The organism is Streptomyces griseosporeus (assembly GCF_014656055.1).
In the GTDB taxonomy this organism is placed as follows: Bacteria; Actinomycetota; Actinomycetes; order Streptomycetales; family Streptomycetaceae; genus Streptomyces; species Streptomyces griseosporeus.
Map to the genome: position 1 here is coordinate 502,843 of NZ_BNBR01000004.1, position 18,355 is coordinate 521,197.

Genomic DNA, 18,355 nt, shown 5'->3' on the forward strand with positions numbered 1-18,355 from the left:
CTGGGTTCCCCTCCACATGCTTATGCGTACCTGACATCCTGGCCCAGCCACCGGCCCCGCACCGCACCGGGGGTAGCGACCGTTACAGAACAAACGCGTTTCGGGACAGGGTCGTGACGCCTCTAAACTGACCCCCGTGACCGAGAACGCTCAGCAGCAGCCACCAGCGCCCACCACAGAACTGCCGACCCAGTACGCGCCGGCCGATGTAGAGGGGCCGCTGTACGAGCGCTGGGTAGAGCGCGGTTACTTCGAGGCGGACGCCAAGAGCGACAAGCCGCCGTACACCATCGTCATCCCGCCGCCGAACGTCACCGGCAGCCTGCACCTGGGCCACGCCTTCGAGCACACGCTCATCGACGCGCTGACCCGCCGCAAGCGCATGCAGGGCTACGAGACGCTGTGGCAGCCCGGCATGGACCACGCCGGCATCGCCACGCAGAACGTCGTCGAGCGGGAACTGGCCAAGGAGGGCAAGTCCCGCCACGACCTCGGCCGTGAGGCGTTCGTCGAGCGCGTCTGGCAGTGGAAGGCCGAGTCCGGCGGCCAGATCAGCGGCCAGATGCGCCGCCTCGGCGACGGCGTCGCCTGGTCGCGCGAGCGCTTCACCATGGACGAGGGCCTCTCCCAGGCCGTCCAGACCATCTTCAAGCGGCTCTACGACGACGAGCTGATCTACCGCGCCGAGCGCATCATCAACTGGTGCCCGCGCTGTCTGACCGCCATTTCCGACATCGAGGTCGAGTACCAGGACGACGACGGCGAGCTGGTCTCCATCCGCTACGGCGAGGGCGAGGACTCCATCGTCGTCGCCACCACCCGCGCCGAGACGATGCTCGGTGACACCGCCGTCGCCGTCCACCCCGACGACGAGCGCTACAAGCACCTCGTCGGCCGCGAGATCGAGCTGCCGCTCACCGGCCGCCGTATCCCCGTCGTCGCGGACGAGCACGTCGATCCCGAGTTCGGCACCGGCGCCGTCAAGGTCACCCCGGCCCACGACCCGAACGACTTCGAGATCGGCCAGCGCCACGACCTGCCGTCCCTGACGGTCATGGACGAGCACGCCGTCATCACCGCGCACGGCCCCTTCCAGGGCCTGGACCGCCTGGAGGCCCGCTCCGCCATCGTCGCCGCGCTGCGCGCCGACGGCCGGATCGTCGCCGAGAAGCGGCCCTACGTCCACTCCGTCGGCCACTGCTCGCGCTGCAAGACCACCATCGAGCCGCGCCTGTCCATGCAGTGGTGGGTCAAGGTCGGCCCGCTCGCCAAGGCCGCCGGCGACGCCGTCCGCGAGGGCAAGGTCAAGATCCATCCGCAGGAGATGGAGAAGCGCTACTTCGACTGGGTCGACAACCTCCACGACTGGTGCATCTCGCGCCAGCTGTGGTGGGGCCACCGCATCCCGGTCTGGTACGGCCCGAACGGCGAGATCGTCTGCGTCGGCCCCGACGAGGAGGCGCCGAGCGGCGAGGGCTGGCACCAGGACACCGACGTCCTCGACACCTGGTTCTCCTCCGGACTGTGGCCGTTCTCCACGCTCGGCTGGCCCGAACAGACCGAGTCGCTCGCGAAGTTCTACCCGAACTCCGTCCTGGTCACCGGCTACGACATCCTCTTCTTCTGGGTCGCCCGGATGATGATGTTCGGCCTGTACGCGATGGACGGCACCCCGCCGTTCCACACCATCGCCCTGCACGGCATGGTCCGCGACCAGTTCGGCAAGAAGATGTCGAAGTCCTTCGGCAACGCGGTCAACCCGCTGGACTGGATGGACAAGTACGGCTCCGACGCGCTGCGCTTCACCCTCGCGCGCGGCGCCAACCCCGGTGTCGACGTGCCGATCGGCGAGGACTGGGTCCAGGGCTCGCGGAACTTCGCCAACAAGATCTGGAACGCCACCCGCTTCGCGCTGATGAACGGTGCGACGGTGGACGGCCCGCTGCCGGACGCGTCGAAGATGTCCCCGACCGACCGCTGGATCCTCTCCCGCCTGAACTCGGTCGTCGCCGAAGTCGACGCGTACTACGACGACTTCCAGTTCGCCAAGCTCTCCGACGCCCTGTTCCACTTCGCGTGGGACGAGGTCTTCGACTGGTACGTCGAGCTGTCGAAGACCACCTTCCAGGCGGGCGGCGAGGCCGCCGAGGTCTCCAAGCGCGTCCTCGGCGAGGTCCTGGACGTCACCCTGAAGCTGCTGCACCCGGTGGTCCCGTTCGTCACGGAGACGCTGTGGACGACCCTGACCGGCGGCGAGTCGATCGTCATCGCCGAGTGGCCGGCCGACAGCGGCTTCCGCGACGCGGCGGCCGAACGCGAGATCGAGACGCTCCAGTCGGTCATCACCGAGGTCCGCCGCTTCCGCGCCGACCAGGGTCTCCAGCCGGGCCAGCGGGTCCCCGCCCGCCTGACGCTGGACGGCACGGCGCTCGCCCCGCACGAGGCCGCCATCCGCCAGCTGCTGCGCCTGCAGCCGGAGGGCGAGGACTTCACGGCCACCGCGACCCTGCCGGTCGCGGGCGCCGAGGTGGCCCTGGACCTCTCCGGCACCATCGACGTGGCCGCCGAGCGCAAGCGCCTCGCGAAGGACCTGGCCGCCGCCGAGAAGGAGAAGGCCCAGGCCACCGCCAAGCTCGGCAACGAGGCGTTCCTCGCCAAGGCCCCGGACAACGTCGTGGAGAAGATCCGCGGCCGCCTGGCCAAGGCGGAGGAGGACATCACCCGCATCCGGTCCCAGCTGGAGCGCCTGCCGCAGGCGTGAGCGTTCGTACGCGGATGAAGGCCCCCGGAGCTGTGGCAGCTCCGGGGGCCTTCGGCCGTGTCTGTCACCGCCGCTCCGTAGACTGGGCTCCGTGAGCGACATCCCCGGCAACGACCAGCCCGACCCCCTCGACTCCTTCGACGAGATCATCGAAGCGGAGACCACCCGCGACCCCGACCTCGCCGTCATCGAGGCCGGCAGCCGCACCCTGCGCACCCAGGGCGGCCCGCCCGAGGCCGACGTGCCCGGCCGCCCCGAGGACCCCGAGGTCGACAAGGCGCTGCGCGAGGTCGAGGCCGAGCTGGCCACCCGCTGGGGCGAGACCAAGCTGGAGCCCTCCGTCGCCCGGATCGCCGCGCTCATGGACGTCCTGGGCGAGCCGCAGCGGTCGTACCCGTCGATCCACATCACGGGCACGAACGGCAAGACGTCCACCGCCCGCATGATCGAGGCCCTCCTCGGCGCCTTCGAGCTGCGCACCGGGCGGTACACGAGCCCGCACGTGCAGTCGATCACCGAGCGGATCAGCCTGGACGGCGCGCCGGTCTCGGCGGAGCGGTTCATCGAGACGTACCGCGACATCCAGCCGTACGTGGAGATGGTCGACTCCGCGCAGGAGTACCGCCTGTCGTTCTTCGAGGTGCTCACCGGCATGGCGTACGCGGCGTTCGCCGACGCGCCCGTCGACGTGGCCGTCGTCGAGGTCGGCATGGGCGGCTCCTGGGACGCCACCAACGTCATCGACGGGGATGTCGCCGTGGTGACCCCCATCGACCTGGACCACACCGACCGGCTCGGGGACACGACCGCCGCGATCGCCGGCGAGAAGTCCGGGATCATCAAGCAGGACGCGACCGTCATCCTGGCGCAGCAGCCGGTGGACGCCGCCCAGGTGCTGCTGAAGAAGGCCGTCGAGGTCGACGCCACGGTGGCCCGCGAGGGCCTGGAGTTCGGTGTCGTCGCCCGGCAGGTCGCCGTCGGCGGGCAGATGCTCACGCTGCGCGGCCTCGGCGGCGAGTACACCGAGGTGTACCTGCCGCTGCACGGCGCCCACCAGGCGCACAACGCGGCCGTGGCACTCGCCGCCGTCGAGGCGTTCTTCGGCGTGGGCGCCCAGCGCGCCGAGCCCCTGGACATCGACACGGTCCGCAAGGCGTTCGCGGCCGTCTCCTCGCCGGGCCGTCTGGAGGTCGTACGCCGCTCGCCGACCGTCGTGCTGGACGCCGCGCACAACCCGGCGGGCGCGCGGGTGACGGCCGAGGCGATCGGGGAGGCGTTCCAGTTCAGCCGGCTCGTCGGCGTGGTGGGCGCGAGCGGCGACAAGAACGTGCGGGGTCTGCTGGAGGCCTTCGAGCCGGTCTTCGCCGAGGTCGTCGTCACACAGAACTCCAGCCACCGCGCGATGGACGCCGACGAGCTGGCCGCGATCGCCGTCGAGGTGTTCGGCGAGGACCGCGTCCAGGTCGAGCCGCGGCTGCCGGACGCGCTGGAGGCCGCGATCACCCTCGCGGAGGAGGAGGGCGAGTTCGCGGGCGGCGGCGTGCTCGTCACCGGCTCCGTCATCACGGTGGGCGAGGCCCGCCTGCTCCTCGGGAAGGGCTGAGGTCACCCGTGCGTACGCTCTGTTCCTCGACGCTGATCGGCGAGTTCTTCCTCATCGGGTTCGCCGCGCTGGTCGCGATGAAGGACCCCGACCTGTCCACGACCACGGTGTGGACGGTCAGCGGCATCGCGATGCTGCTGTGCCTGCTGCTGTGCGGCATGGTCACCCGGCCGGGCGGTGTCGCGCTCGGCTGGGCGCTGCAGATCGCGCTGGTCGCGTCCGGGTTCTTCGTGCCGCTGATGTTCTTCATGGGCGTGGTGTTCGCGGCGCTGTGGTGGGCGTCGGTGCACTTCGGGCGGAAGGTCGACGAGGCGAAGGCGAGATTCGCCGCGCAGAGCGCCGCCGCCCCGTCCGGCGGCGGCTCCTCTACACCTGACGCTGTGTGACAGCGGGCACGACACGCCCTGTAACCTCGTCCCACCGCACACCGGCAGTAAGAAGGAGTCCTCCCGTGAGCCAGCGCACCCTCGTCCTCCTCAAGCCCGACGCCGTCCGTCGCGGCCTGACCGGCGAGATCATCAGCCGTATCGAGCGCAAGGCCGGCTGGCAGATCACCGCGCTGGAGCTGCGCTCGCTGGACCAGGACACGCTGGAGCAGCACTACGGCGAGCACAAGGGCAAGCCCTTCTACGAGCCGCTGGTGCAGTTCATGTCGTCCGGCCCGGTCGTCGCGATGATCGTCGAGGGGGAGCGGGTCATCGAGGGCGTGCGCCAGCTGGCCGGCCCGACCGACCCGATCGCCGCCGCGCCCGGCTCGATCCGCGGGGACTACGGCGTGATCGTCCGCGAGAACCTGATCCACGCCTCCGACTCCGAGGAGTCCGCCGAGCGCGAGGTGAAGATCTTCTTCCCGGGCCGCGCCTGAGACGCCACGCGAAGGTTCCGGGAATTTTTCTGAGGCACCGTCACCTCGGCCCGGATCCGGGCACTGGGACGGCCGTACGTTTTCGGCCGTCCCATTGGCATATGCGGTGCCGATCGGGGGAACGCGTGCCCCCGATGGGTCGTCTCCACAAGCGAGGGGGCCCGCCATCTGCTGACAATGGCGGAGACCCTCGCGCCGTGTTCGCGCAGGCGCCACTACGATGGAAGCCTGCACGTCACAGCACCCACCTCGCCGACCTGAAAAGCTCTCAAAAGCTCGTGGGAAGGCCAGACGAATCCTGATGGGGAACTCAATGTCGTTCATCGGCCGTGACATGGCTGTCGACCTCGGGACCGCCAACACGCTGGTGTACGTCAGGGGTCGCGGGATCGTACTCAACGAGCCGTCCGTCGTCGCGATCAACACCAACACCGGTGGCATTCTCGCGGTGGGCGCCGAAGCGAAGAAGATGATCGGGCGCACGCCCGGCAACATCGTTGCCGTGCGTCCGCTGAAGGACGGCGTGATCGCCGACTTCGAGATCACCGAGCGGATGCTCCGCTACTTCATTCTGAAGATCCACAAGCGGCGGTATCTCGCCCGGCCGCGTGTCGTCGTGTGCGTGCCCTCCGGTATCACCGGGGTGGAGCGCCGTGCCGTCATCGAGGCGTCGACCCAGGCCGGCGCCCGCCAGGTGCACATCATCGAGGAGCCCATGGCCGCGGCCATCGGCTCCGGCCTGCCGGTCCACGAGGCCACGGGCAACATGGTGGTGGACATCGGCGGCGGCACCACGGAGGTCGCGGTCATCTCCCTCGGCGGCATCGTCACCGCCCAGTCCATCCGCGTCGCGGGCGACGAGCTGGACAACGCGATCATCCAGCACATCAAGAAGGAGTACTCGCTCCTGCTGGGTGAGCGGACGGCCGAACAGATCAAGATCACGATCGGTTCGGCGTACGACCTCGACACCGACGAGCACACCGAAATCCGCGGCCGGGACCTCGTCTCCGGGCTGCCCAAGACGGTCGTCATCTCCGCGGCGGAGGTCCGCAAGGCGATCGAGGAGCCCGTCAACGCCATCGTCGACGCCGTGAAGACGACGCTCGACAAGTGTCCGCCGGAGCTGTCCGGCGACATCATGGACCGCGGAATCGTTCTGACCGGCGGCGGTGCGCTGCTGCGCGGTCTGGACGAGCGGCTGCGGCGGGAGACCGGCATGCCGATCCACATCGCGGAGGACCCGCTGGACAGCGTGGCGCTCGGCTCCGGCAAGTGCGTCGAGGAGTTCGAGGCGCTCCAGCAGGTGCTGGACGCCGCGCCGCGCAGATGACGTAACTCTTCGGTTCCGCCGTACGAGATGATCTCCTCTCGTGCGGCGGATCGTTGATATAGAGGCATAAGCTCCCAAAGCGAGGCCCCTGGGGGATGTCCTGGGGCCGTCGCATTCCTTGACCCGAATTCCTATGAGGAAGGGCACGGCCGCCGCACGTGAGGGACACACGAGAGAGCCGGCTGCTCCTGGTGCTGCTGATCGCCATCGCGTTCGCGCTGATCACGGTGGACATCCGCGGCGGTGAGGACTCCCCGGTCGACGGTGCCCGGCAGGCCGCGGCAGCGGTCTTCGGTCCGATCGAGAACGGCGTGTCGTCGGCGGTGAACCCGGTCGGCAACGCCGTCGAGGCGGTCCGCGACTCCGGCGACCGGCACGACCGGCTCGCCCGGCTGGAGAAGGAGAACGCGGCCCTCAAGGCGAAGCTCGGCAGCGACGACCGCAACCGCAGCCGCCTCAAGCAGCTCGACAAGATGCTGAAGATCGCCGGTGAGGGTCAGTACGGCATCAAGGGCGCCGAGGTCATCGCCATAGGAGCGGCCCAGGGCTTCTCCTGGACGATCACCATCGACATCGGCGCGAACGACGGCATCACCCGCGACATGACCGTCCTCAACGGCGACGGGCTCGTCGGCCGCGTCACCACCGTCGGCCCGAACACCTCCACCGTGCTCCTGGCCAACGACCCCGACTTCACCGTCGGCACCCGGATGGAGGGCAGCGACGAGCTGGGCTTCGCCTCCGGGCAGGGCGACCGTCCGCTGCGCGTGGAACTGCTGAACGGCAAGGCCGACGTCAAGAAGGGCGACCGGCTGGTCACCTTCGGCTCGCAGGCCGACAAGCCGTTCGTGCCCGGCGTCCCGGTCGGTGTCGTCTCCCGCGTCGACCCCTCCGGCGGCGACCTCACCCGCACGCTCTACGTCACGCCGTACGTCGCCTTCACCAAGCTCGACCTCGTCGGTGTCGTCGTCGAGGCGCCGAAGAAGGACCCGCGCGACACCGTCCTCCCGCCCAAGCCCAGGCCGACCCCGACGCCCACGGTCACCGTCACGGTCACGCCGGGCGCGACCGCGCCGGCCGACGGACAGCAGCAGGGCGACCAGTCGGCGGACGGACAGCAGCAGGGGCAGAACGACCCGTCCGTCCAGGGCGTGCAGCCCGGTGCGACCCAGCCGCCCAGCGGCGGCGACCAGCAGCAAGACGGCCAGCAAGAGCTGCAGTAGGAGCTGACTTCTTCCATGCGTGTCAACCGGATCCTGCTCTCCACGGCCCTGGTCGTCGTCGCCCTGGTGGTCCAGGTGAGCGTCCTCGCCCGCCTCCATCTGCCCGGCGCCGTCCCCGACCTGCTGCTGCTCACCGTTCTCGGCCTGGCCATGGTCTACGGCCACGTCGGCGGCGCCCTCATCGGCTTCGGCGCCGGACTCCTCGCCGACCTGGCCCCGCCCGCCGACCACGCGGCCGGCCGCTACGCGCTCGTGCTGTGTGTCATCGGCTACCTCGCCGGGCTGATCAAGCCGGAGACCGGCCAGGTCAGGTCGGCCACCGGGCCCATGGTCACGGTGGTCGCCGCCGCGATCGGCTCCACCCTGCTGTACGCCGGGGTCGGCGCCCTCGTCGGCGACACCGCCGCCCGCCATGTCGGCCTGCCCAGCCTGCTGTTCACGGCCGCCCTGTACGACCTGCTGCTCGCGCCCTTCGTGGTCCCCGGGATCATGGCGCTGGCCCGGCGCGCGGACAACGACCCGCTGGCCGAGACGAACTCCTCCGCCAAGGCCGCGGACATCTCCTCCGGGTGGGTGTCGGGCGGCACCGGCCTGAAGATCGGCGGGCAGCGCGGCGGGCTGCGGGTGAAGGTGGCCCGCGCGCGCAGCGCCCGTGCCGGGCGCATCAAGGGGGTGAAGCGGCTGTGACAGCGGTCCTTCAAGTGGTGGTGGGCCCGCGGAAGTTCACCGGAACGGGTGAGCGGGCGCGGAACCGGGCCGCGCGGCCCGGACGTTCACGACTCGAACGCTCACGACACCGCCGCGCACCTGAGTCCGCACCGCCGTCCGCGCACTGAAAGGGGGAGGCAGCCGCAGTGACCAACATCCCGGAGACCGGCCGGACGCCACGCGTCCAGATCCGGCTCGTCGTCATCCAGATCCTCGTCCTCTCCCTCCTCGGTACCCTCGGCGGGCGCCTGTGGTACCTCCAGATCCGCGAGGGCGCGGAGTACGCCAAGGAGGCGTCCGGCAACCACGTCCAGCAGGTCGTCGAGCCCGCCGTGCGCGGCTCGATCCTGGACGCGCGGGGCGTACCCCTCGCGGACAACGAGACGCGGCTCGTGGTCTCCGCCTCCCGCACCGACCTGCTGAAGCAGAAGGACGACGGCAAGGCGGTCCTCACCAAGCTCGCGGGCGTCCTCGGCATGGACCCGAAGGAGGTCATGCTGAAGGTCCGCCTGTGCGACGCGGAGACCCCCCAGCCCTGCTGGAACGGCTCGCCGTACCAGCCGATCCCCATCACCGACGAGGCCACCCCCAAGCAGGCCCTGCAGATCCGCGAGCGCTCCGAGGACTTCCCCGGCATCACCGCCGAGCCGGAGGCCGTGCGCCGCTACGCGAGCCCGGGCAAGTCCAACACCGCCCAGGTTCTCGGCTACCTCTCCCCGGTCACCGACGAGGAGATCCAGCAGGCCAAGGACACCGACTCGCCCTACCTGCGCTCCGACCAGGTCGGCCGCTCCGGCCTGGAGCGGCAGTACGACAAGCAGCTGCGCGGCAAGGCCGGCGTCACCCGCTACGAGGTGGACAACCTCGGACGGGTCATCGGCCAGGCCGAGGCCGACCCGGCCCAGCCCGGCGCCAACCTCGTCACCAGCATCGACGCCCGCGTGCAGCGCGTCGCGGAGTACGAGCTGAACCAGGCCATGAAGAAGGCCCGCGAGCAGTTCGACAAGATCACCGGCACCAACTACAAGGCCGACTCCGGCGCGGTCGTGGTGATGGAGGCCAGGACCGGCCGCATCGTCGCGATGGCCTCCGCCCCGACCTACGACCCGAACGTGTGGGTGGGCGGCATCTCCGCCAAGGACTACGCCAAGCTGACCGGCAAGGATTCCGACTACCCGCTGCTCAACAGGGCCATACAGGGTCAGGCGGCGCCCGGTTCGACGTTCAAGGTGGTCTCCACGGCCGCCGCGGTGGAAGCCGGGTACGACTTCGACGGCCGGTACCCCTGCACCAGCTCCTACTCGGTCGGCGGCCAGGTCTTCAACAACTTCGAGGGCGAGAGCTTCGGCCCGATCCCGCTCGGCCGGGCCCTGGAGGTCTCCTGCGACACCGTCTTCTACGGCCTCGCGCACAACGAGTGGAAGAAGGACGGCGGCATCAACCCGAAGAAGGGCCAGCCCAAGGACTTCTTCTTCAAGGCGGCCCACCAGTTCGGCCTCGGCAGGGAGACCGGCGTCGACCTGCCCAACGAGGTCACCGGCCGGGTTCCCGACCGCCAGTGGAAGGAGGACTACTGGAAGGCGAACAAGGACGCCTGGTGCCGCACGGGCAAGAAGGACGGCGACTACGTCGAGAAGATCGCCTACGAGAACTGCCTCGAAGGCAACAAGATGCGCGCCGGTGACGAGATCAACTACTCCATCGGCCAGGGCGACACCCTCGTCACGCCGATCCAGGAGGCCGTGATCTACGGCGCCCTCGCCAACGGCGGCACGATGCACGCGCCGACCGTCGGCAAGGCGGTCATCAGCGCCGACGGCAAGCACATCACCGAGATCAAGCCGAAGGTCACCGGCAGGCTGCCGATCAGCCAGGCCACCCTCAAGGGCATGGACGAGGCCCTGGCCGGCGTGGTCACCCGCGGTACGGCGGCCTGGAAGTTCCAGGGCTGGCCGCAGGACCAGATCGAGCTGCATGCCAAGACCGGTACGGCGGAGGTCTACGGCAAGCAGACCACGTCCTGGCTCGCCACGTACTCCAAGGACTACACGGTGATCATGACGATCGCCCAGGCCGGTACGGGTTCCGGAGCCTCCGGTGAGGCCGTGCGCAACATCTACAGCGCGATGTACGGCGTGCAGCCCGACGGCTCCATCGACACCAGGAAGGCGCTGCTGCCCACGCCGCAGAAGGGCCTGCCCAAGGTCCGCCCGGACGGCACCGTCGCCTCCCCGAAGATCTCCAAGGACCCCGCGAAGGACCTGCTGGAGATGCAGAAGGCGGCCGAGGACGGCGCGACCGCGTCGCCCGACGGGACGCAGCCCGGCGCCACCACGCCCACGCCCACCGCGGGCAACCGCGACACCCGCAGGCGACCGCGCAGGCGGGGAAGCCGGAGGACGCCCCGATGACCGGTGTGAACAGCTTCTCCGTCTCCGGGTACGGACCCGAGCGGGCCGGCTGGACCAGGCTCTTCGCCCGTGACTCGCTCACCCGGCGGCTGGACTGGCCGATCCTGCTGGCCTCCCTGGCCCTGTCCCTGATGGGCTCGCTGCTGGTGTACTCGGCGACCCGCAACCGCACCGAGCTGAACCAGGGCGACCCGTACTTCTTCCTGCTGCGGCACCTGATGAACCTCGGCATCGGGGTCGCCCTGATGATCGGCACGCTCTGCCTCGGCCACCGCGCCCTGCGCAACATCGTGCCGGTTCTCTACGGGCTGTCCGTGCTGCTGGCGCTGGTGGTGCTCACACCGCTCGGCGCCACGATCAACGGCCAGCGCAACTGGCTCGTCATCGGCGGCTTCTCCATCCAGCCCGCCGAGTTCCTCAAGGTCACGATCATCCTGGGCATGGCCATGATGCTGGCCGCACGGGTGGACGCCGGTGACAAGCTCTACCCCGACCACCGGACCGTCGCCCAGTCCCTGGGCCTGGCCGCCGTGCCCTGCCTGATCCTGCTGCTCATGCCCGACCTCGGCTCCATGCTGGCCATGGTCGCCATCGTCCTCGGCGTGCTGCTCGCCTCCGGCGCCTCCAACCGCTGGGTCTTCGGTCTGCTGGTCGCCGGCGCGGTCGGCTGCCTCGCCATCTGGCAGCTGCACATCCTGGACGAGTACCAGCTCAACCGGTTCGCCGCGTTCGCCAACCCCGACCTGGACCCGGCGGGCGTCGGCTACAACACCAACCAGGCCCGTATCGCGATCGGCTCCGGCGGCCTGATGGGCGCGGGCCTGTTCCACGGCTCGCAGACCACGGGCCAGTTCGTGCCCGAGCAGCAGACGGACTTCGTCTTCACCGTCGCCGGCGAGGAACTGGGCTTCGTCGGCGCGGGGCTGATCATCTTCCTGCTCGGCGTGGTGCTGTGGCGCGCCTGCCGCATCGCCCGCGACTCCACCGAGCTGTACGGCACGATCGTCGCCGCGGGCATCGTCGCCTGGTTCGCGTTCCAGTCGTTCGAGAACATCGGGATGACCCTCGGCATCATGCCGGTCACCGGTCTGCCGCTGCCGTTCGTGTCCTACGGCGGCTCGTCGATGTTCGCGGTGTGGATGGCGGTGGGACTGCTGCAGTCGATCAGAGTGCAGCGGCCGATGTCCGCGTGACCCCGGGAATCCGACCTGAGGAGGCATCATGCCGGGGACTGCTACCGAGGTCGTGGAGGCGGCGTTCCGTGCCTACTGGGGGCAGGACCGCGATGCCGCCCTCCCCCTGTACGCCGACGACTTCACCTTCACCAGCCCGAACGACGACCACATCGGCAAGGCGGACTTCTTCGAGCGTTGCTTCCCGACCGCCGACCGGTTCGTTCAGCAGCGGCTGCTGCACGTCATGCCGGCCGACGACGAGCTGGTCCTGGTGCTGTACGAGTACGAACTGACGACGGGCGGCCGGTACCGCAACATGGAGGCGATCACCGTGCGGGACGGGCTCATCCGCGAGGTGCAGGTCTTCTTCGGCGGACGGGTCTGACCCCGCGCACGGAGCGCGATCCGTGCCGCTCGGCGGACTCCGGCGGACTCTCGGAGGACGGCCGGCGCTGCCGCGGCCGGGCCGCTGCCGTTAGATTCGGCGCATGGCGCACACGCAACGCGAGATCGAGCGCAAGTACGAGGCGGGCGACGGCGGGCTGCCCGACCTGACCGGTGCCGCCGGGATCGCGACCGTACGCGACGAGGGCATCTCCGACCTGGACGCCACCTACTACGACACCGTCGACCGACGCCTCGCCGAGGCCTCGATCACCCTGCGCTGCCGCACCGGCGGCTCGGACGCCGGCTGGCACCTGAAGTTCCCGGTCGCCCCCGGCGTACGCGACGAGATCCGGGCACCCCTGAGCGAGGGCGTCCCCGCCGACCTCGCCGCCCTCGTCCGCTCCCGGGTCCGGGGCGCCGAGCTGGTGCCCCTGGTCCGGCTGCGCTCCCGGCGCGCGGTGTGCCACCTGCTCGACGCGGACGGCGGGCTGCTCGCCGAGGCGAGCGTGGACGCCGTCCGAGCCGAACGGCTCACCGGCGAGGGCGGCCGCGCCGAGTGGAGCGAGATCGAGATCGAGCTGGCCGAAGGCGGCGACCCCGCCTTCCTGGACCGCGTGGAGAAGCGGCTGCGCAAGGCCGGCGTACGGCCCTCCGCGTCCGCGTCCAAGCTCGCCCGTGCGCTGCAGGAGACGGCGCCCGCGGCGGAGGCGGCGCCGGGGGAGAAGCACGGGCAGCGGTCGGCCGGGCCGCCGGTGACCGCCGGGGACCACGTGCTGGCGTACCTGCGCACCCAGCGGGACGCCGTCGTCGCCTTCGACCCGGCCGTACGGCGGGACCTGCCCGACGCCGTGCACGACCTGCGCGTCGCCACCCGACGCCTGCGCGGCGTCCTGCGCAGCAGTGCCAAGGTCCTCGACCGCACGGTCACCGACCCGCTCCGCGCGGAGCTGAAGTGGCTCGCGGGCGAGCTGGGCGCCGACCGCGACCGTGAGGTCCTCACCGAACGCCTCACCGCCGCGGTCGCCGACCTCCCCGACAGCCTGGTGGTCGGCCCCGTCGGCACCCGCCTGGACACCTGGGACCGCTCCGCCCGCGCCGGCACCCGCCACGGTGTCCTCGCCGCTCTGGACAGCGATCGGTACCTCGCCCTGCTCGACGCCCTGGACGCGCTGCTCGCCGACCCGCCCCTGCGGCCGGCCGCCGCCCGCAAACCCGGGAAGGTGATCGCCAAGGCCGTACGCAAGGACTTCAAGAAGCTGTCGGCTCTCGTCGGGCAGGCCCTCGACCTGCCGCCCGGCCAGGAGCGCGACGGCGTTCTGCACGAGGCCCGCAAGAAGGCCAAGCGCACCCGGTACGCGGCCGAGGCCGCCGCCCCCGCCGTGGGGAAGCGGGCCGAGTACCTGGCCCGTGCGCTGAAGTCCCTGCAAGGCCTGCTCGGCGACCACCAGGACAGCGTCATGGCCCGCGACACCCTGCGCGACCTGGCCGACCAGGCCCACGCGGCGGGCGAGAGCGCCTTCACCTACGGGCTGCTGTACGGCAGGGAGGAACGCCGGGCGGAACGGGCGGAGGACGCCCTGCCGAAGCTGTGGGCGTCGATCGCGCGCGCGACCGCCCTGTGAGAGCCGCGGGCGTCCGGCCGGACGTACGGGGCGGTGCTTCGACCGGGTTACGCTAGATGGTCACCCCTGTCAGCTCACGAAGGTTCGTCGAGATGCCTGCCGAAACGCCCGCGGCCGCCGAGTCTGTGTTTCCGCAGCTCGAAGCTCTGCTCCCGCACGTGCAGAAGCCGATCCAGTACGTCGGCGGAGAGCTCAACTCCACGGTCAAGCCGTGGGAGTCCTGCGACGTCCGCTGGGCGCTGATGTACCCGGACGCGTACGAGGTCGGTCTGCCCAACCAGGGCGTCATGATCCTCTACGAGGTGCTCAACGAGCAGGAGGGCGTCCTCGCCGAGCGCACCTACAGCGTGTGGCCGGACCTGGAGGCGCTGATGCGGGAGCACGGCGTCCCGCAGTTCACCGTCGACAGCCACCGCCCGGTGAAGGCCTTCGACGTGCTCGGCCTCAGCTTCTCCACCGAGCTGGGCTACACCAACATGCTCACCGCCCTGGACCTCGCCGGCATCCCGCTGGAGGCGAAGGACCGCGGCCTGGACGACCCGATCGTCCTGGCCGGCGGGCACGCCGCGTTCAACCCGGAGCCGATCGCCGACTTCATCGACGCGGCCGTCATCGGCGACGGCGAGCAGGCCGTCCTCGACATGACGAAGATCATCCGCGAGTGGAAGGCGGAGGGCCGCCCCGGCGGCCGCGAGGAGGTGCTGCTGCGCCTGGCGAAGACGGGCGGGGTGTACATCCCGCGCTTCTACGACGTGGAGTACCTGCCGGACGGCCGGATCAGCCGGGTCGTACCGAACCGTTCGGGCGTGCCGTGGCGGGTGTCCAAGCACACCGTCATGGACCTGGACGAGTGGCCCTACCCGAAGCAGCCCCTCGTCCCGCTCGCCGAGACCGTGCACGAGCGGATGTCGGTGGAGATCTTCCGCGGCTGCACCCGCGGCTGCCGCTTCTGCCAGGCCGGCATGATCACCCGCCCGGTGCGCGAGCGCTCCATCACCGGCATCGGCGACATGGTCGAGAAGGGCCTGAAGGCGACGGGCTTCGAGGAGGTCGGCCTCCTGTCCCTGTCCTCCGCGGACCACTCGGAGATCGGCGACATCGCCAAGGGCCTCGCCGACCGCTACGAGGAAGACAAGATCGGCCTGTCCCTGCCCTCCACCCGCGTGGACGCCTTCAACGTCGACCTGGCGAACGAGCTGACCCGCAACGGCCGCCGCTCCGGTCTGACCTTCGCCCCCGAGGGCGGCTCCGAGCGCATGCGCAAGGTCATCAACAAGATGGTCTCGGAGGAGGACCTGATCCGCACGGTCGCGACGGCCTACGGCAACGGCTGGCGCCAGGTGAAGCTGTACTTCATGTGCGGCCTGCCCACCGAGACCGACGAGGACGTCCTCCAGATCGCCGACATGGCGACCCGCGTGATCCAGAAGGGCCGCGAGGTCTCCGGCTCCAACGACATCCGCTGCACGGTCTCCATCGGCGGCTTCGTCCCCAAGCCGCACACGCCCTTCCAGTGGGCGCCGCAGCTCTCGGCCGAGGAGACGGACGAGCGCCTGGCGAAGCTCCGCGACAAGATCCGCGGCGACAAGAAGTACGGCCGCTCGATCGGCTTCCGCTACCACGACGGCAAGCCCGGCATCGTCGAGGGCCTGCTCTCCCGCGGCGACCGCCGCATCGGCGCCGTGATCCGCGCGGTCTACGAGGACGGCGGCCGCTTCGACGGCTGGCGCGAGCACTTCTCGTACGACCGCTGGATGAACTGCGCCGAGAAGGCGCTGGCGCCGTACGGCGTCGACGTCGACTGGTACACCACCCGCGAGCGCACCTACGAGGAGGTCCTGCCCTGGGACCACCTCGACTCCGGCCTCGACAAGGACTGGCTGTGGGAGGACTGGCAGGACGCCCTCGACGAGACGGAGGTCGAGGACTGCCGCTGGACCCCGTGCTTCGACTGTGGCGTGTGCCCGGCGATGGACACCCAGATCCAGATCGGCCCGACGGGCAAGAAGCTCCTGCCCCTGACGGTGAAGAACGCGGCCCCGACACCCGCGGCCCAGGGTCACAGCCACTGACGGGTACACCGGCCTGACGCACCGAGCCCCCTTTCCCCGCCGGGAAGGGGGGTTCGTCGTTCCCGCTGTCGTCTCCCGGATGGCCGCGAGCCGCCGGGCGATCTAGCGTCGAACCATGCGCTCGCTCCACGGCGAGCCGGCCGTGGACACGGTGCCCGGCCTGACCGCCGGGCCGGTGGCACTGGCCTGGCTGACCCAGTTCCTGGTGGGCACCGACCTGTTCGTCGTCGCTCCGCTCCTCCCGCACATCGCCGCCTCCTTCGGCATCTCCCCGGCCGGGACGGGCCTGCTGGTCACCGCGTTCTCGGTCGCGTACGTGGTGGCCTCGCCGTTCGCCGGCTGGATCTCCGACCGCAGGGACCGCGCGACGGTCCTGGTCGTGGCGCTCGTCCTGTTCTCCGCGGCCAACGCCGGCACCGCCCTGGCACCGGGGCTGGGACTCCTCGTGGTGGCCCGGGTGGTGGCGGGGGCCGCCGCCGCGGCGACGGGACCCACCGTGTACGCCCTGGTCAGCACGCGTGCCCGGCCCCGGGCCCGGGCGCAGACGCTGGCCGTGGTGGGGTCGGGCCTGCTGACCGCCCTGTGGGTGGGCGCGCCGGCCGGGTCGCTGCTCGGACGGTACGCGGGCTGGCAGACCGCCTTCGTCATCCTGGCGGCGGGGACGCTGCTGCTGGCGGTCCCGCACGCCGTCGTCTGGCGCCGCCTGCCGGTCCCGGCGACCGCCGCACCGCCCCGCGAGCCGCGGCCGGGCCGTCCGCCCGGGACGGGCGTCGCGGTCGCCGCGGTCACGGTGACGACCCTGTGGGCCTTCTCGGTGTACAGCCTCTACACCTTCCTGGCGGTGGCCCTGCACGCCGACGGCAGGGCCACCGCCGTGACCTGGCTGCTGGTCGTCTACGGCGTCGGCGCCGTCCTCGGCGGTCAACTGGGCGGCCGGTTCGCAGACCGGGGCGACCCCGTGCGCGTCACCCGGACGGCGCTTGCTCTCACCGCGGCACTGGAAGCCGTCGTGGCCCTGGTGTTCTCCGCCACCTGGGCTCTGGCCTGCGCCCTCGGACTGTTCGCGGTGGCCGCCTACGCGTTCTTCCCCGCCCAGCAGCGCCATCTCGTCGACCTGTTCCCCGGGCGGGCGACCGCCCTGCTGTCGTGGAACAACAGCGCGCTCTTCGTCGGCCTGTCCCTGGCCGGCGCGGCGGGCGGGCCCGTCGTGCACGCCCTCGGCTATCCGGCGCTGCTGTACCTCGGGGCCGCCGTGGCGGTACCGGCGTGCCTCGTCGCCCGCGGCCGACCGCCGCGCACCCCCGGCAAGGAGGAACCACCATGACGCAGGCATCGGCTTCCGGGACGGCCGACGGCCCTCCCGGCCGCTACGGACAGGCCCTCTTCGACCCCGGCCACGCGCGCGAGGGGCAGCGCATCGACGACGCCGCCGTGGTCTACGACCCCGTCACCACCCGCAGGCTGCGGGACCTGGGAGCCGGACCGGGCCTGCGCTGCCTGGAGGTCGGGGCCGGCACCGGAACCGTGGCGGCCTGGCTGCTGCGGGAGGCCGGCGTCGCCGAGGTGGTCGCGCTGGACCGGGACACGGGCGCGCTCGCCGGGCTCACGCACCCCCGGCTGCGCGTCGTCACCGCCGACCTCACGGACGACGACCTGGACCTCGGCGCGTTCGACCTGATCCACGCCCGGTTCGTGCTGATGCACCTGCCCGAGCGGCGCCGCCTCGTCACCCGGCTCGCCGGCCTGCTCAACCCCGGGGGCCGCCTGCTGCTCGGCGACGCCGTCGAACTGCCCGACGGCCTCGACGCCTCCTCCGCCTACCGCCGGACCATGGACGCCATGTGGGAGGCGCTGCGCACCACGATCGGCACCGATCTGTCGACCGTGCCGGCCTACCCGCACTTCCTGCGGGAGGAGGGCCTGGTGGACGTCGCCGCGGAGCTGCACTGCCCGCCCCTCGTGCCGGGCGGCTCACTGGCGCGTTTCTGGGCGGGGACCTGGCAGCGGATGCGGTCCGCGCTGGAGGCCACCGGCCGGGTGGACGCCGCTGTCGTCGAGGAGGCGCTGGCGTATCTGTCCTCGCCCCGGCTCGCCGAACTCGCTCCGGGCATGCTGCTGGCCTGGGGACGACGGCGTACCGCGGACACCGCCGTCGACAAGCCGTGACGGCATCGCAATCCGTGCGGTGAATCCGG

General features: G+C 71.0%; 14 protein-coding genes. All 14 read left to right on the forward strand.

All coding sequences use genetic code 11. The annotated features are described in order from the left end of the window. Positions 1-136: 136 nt before the first annotated feature. The 14 genes from IE308_RS21270 (at position 137) to IE308_RS21335 (ending at position 18,326) form a co-directional block, all read left to right on the forward strand. Positions 137-2,761, forward strand: coding sequence for a valine--tRNA ligase (locus IE308_RS21270; protein ID WP_190219146.1), 2,625 nt, complete (start codon positions 137-139; stop codon positions 2,759-2,761). A 91-nt stretch (positions 2,762-2,852) separates the two neighbouring features. Then, positions 2,853-4,364 carry a bifunctional tetrahydrofolate synthase/dihydrofolate synthase gene (gene folC, locus IE308_RS21275; RefSeq protein WP_190219147.1) on the forward strand — a complete coding sequence of 504 codons (1,512 nt, stop codon included), beginning with the start codon at positions 2,853-2,855 and terminating at the stop codon, positions 4,362-4,364. An 8-nt stretch (positions 4,365-4,372) separates the two neighbouring features. Then, complete coding sequence (locus IE308_RS21280) at positions 4,373-4,750, forward strand: DUF4233 domain-containing protein (protein WP_190219148.1); 378 nt, start codon at positions 4,373-4,375, stop codon at positions 4,748-4,750. A 65-nt stretch (positions 4,751-4,815) separates the two neighbouring features. Continuing rightward, entirely contained in the window at positions 4,816-5,229 is a 414-nt protein-coding gene (ndk, locus tag IE308_RS21285) for a nucleoside-diphosphate kinase (RefSeq protein ID WP_110628157.1), read from the forward strand. A 313-nt stretch (positions 5,230-5,542) separates the two neighbouring features. Beyond that, entirely contained in the window at positions 5,543-6,562 is a 1,020-nt protein-coding gene (locus tag IE308_RS21290) for a rod shape-determining protein (RefSeq protein ID WP_110628156.1), read from the forward strand. A 158-nt stretch (positions 6,563-6,720) separates the two neighbouring features. Then, positions 6,721-7,785 carry a rod shape-determining protein MreC gene (gene mreC, locus IE308_RS21295; protein ID WP_190219149.1) on the forward strand — a complete coding sequence of 355 codons (1,065 nt, stop codon included), beginning with the start codon at positions 6,721-6,723 and terminating at the stop codon, positions 7,783-7,785. A gap of 15 nt (positions 7,786-7,800) precedes the next feature. Continuing rightward, positions 7,801-8,472, forward strand: coding sequence for a rod shape-determining protein MreD (mreD, locus tag IE308_RS21300; protein WP_110628154.1), 672 nt, complete (start codon positions 7,801-7,803; stop codon positions 8,470-8,472). Positions 8,473-8,639: 167 nt separating this feature from the next. After that, positions 8,640-10,904 (forward strand): penicillin-binding protein 2, encoded by a 2,265-nt coding sequence (gene mrdA / locus IE308_RS21305; protein ID WP_190219150.1) that lies wholly within the window; start codon positions 8,640-8,642, stop codon positions 10,902-10,904. Then, positions 10,901-12,097: a rod shape-determining protein RodA gene (gene rodA, locus IE308_RS21310; RefSeq protein ID WP_190219151.1), complete on the forward strand. Its 1,197-nt coding sequence runs from the start codon at positions 10,901-10,903 to the stop codon at positions 12,095-12,097. The genes mrdA and rodA overlap by 4 nt, the downstream gene beginning before the upstream one ends. 28 nt (positions 12,098-12,125) lie before the next feature. Continuing rightward, positions 12,126-12,464 (forward strand): nuclear transport factor 2 family protein, encoded by a 339-nt coding sequence (locus IE308_RS21315; RefSeq protein ID WP_190219152.1) that lies wholly within the window; start codon positions 12,126-12,128, stop codon positions 12,462-12,464. 103 nt (positions 12,465-12,567) lie between these two features. Then, positions 12,568-14,088, forward strand: a complete 1,521-nt coding sequence (locus IE308_RS21320) for a CYTH and CHAD domain-containing protein (RefSeq protein ID WP_190219153.1) — start codon at positions 12,568-12,570, stop codon at positions 14,086-14,088. Positions 14,089-14,180: 92 nt separating this feature from the next. Further along, the gene (locus IE308_RS21325; RefSeq protein ID WP_110628149.1) at positions 14,181-16,160 is read left to right on the forward strand and encodes a TIGR03960 family B12-binding radical SAM protein; all 1,980 of its coding nucleotides are present in this window, start codon (positions 14,181-14,183) and stop codon (positions 16,158-16,160) included. 115 nt (positions 16,161-16,275) lie between these two features. Then, entirely contained in the window at positions 16,276-17,484 is a 1,209-nt protein-coding gene (locus IE308_RS21330) for an MFS transporter (protein ID WP_190219154.1), read from the forward strand. Continuing rightward, the gene (locus tag IE308_RS21335; protein ID WP_190219155.1) at positions 17,481-18,326 is read left to right on the forward strand and encodes a class I SAM-dependent methyltransferase; all 846 of its coding nucleotides are present in this window, start codon (positions 17,481-17,483) and stop codon (positions 18,324-18,326) included. The genes IE308_RS21330 and IE308_RS21335 overlap by 4 nt, the downstream gene beginning before the upstream one ends. Positions 18,327-18,355: the final 29 nt, after the last annotated feature.

Bases quoted from the DNA above. Each gene is read 5' to 3' on its own strand.
- IE308_RS21290 (WP_110628156.1), top strand. From the start codon at position 5,543: ATGTCGTTCATCGGCCGTGACATGGCTGTCGACCTCGGGACCGCCAAC.
- mreD (WP_110628154.1), top strand. From the start codon at position 7,801: ATGCGTGTCAACCGGATCCTGCTCTCCACGGCCCTGGTCGTCGTCGCC.
- rodA (WP_190219151.1), top strand. From the start codon at position 10,901: ATGACCGGTGTGAACAGCTTCTCCGTCTCCGGGTACGGACCCGAGCGG.
- IE308_RS21315 (WP_190219152.1), top strand. From the start codon at position 12,126: ATGCCGGGGACTGCTACCGAGGTCGTGGAGGCGGCGTTCCGTGCCTAC.
- IE308_RS21320 (WP_190219153.1), top strand. From the start codon at position 12,568: ATGGCGCACACGCAACGCGAGATCGAGCGCAAGTACGAGGCGGGCGAC.
- IE308_RS21325 (WP_110628149.1), top strand. From the start codon at position 14,181: ATGCCTGCCGAAACGCCCGCGGCCGCCGAGTCTGTGTTTCCGCAGCTC.
- IE308_RS21330 (WP_190219154.1), top strand. From the start codon at position 16,276: ATGCGCTCGCTCCACGGCGAGCCGGCCGTGGACACGGTGCCCGGCCTG.
- IE308_RS21335 (WP_190219155.1), top strand. From the start codon at position 17,481: ATGACGCAGGCATCGGCTTCCGGGACGGCCGACGGCCCTCCCGGCCGC.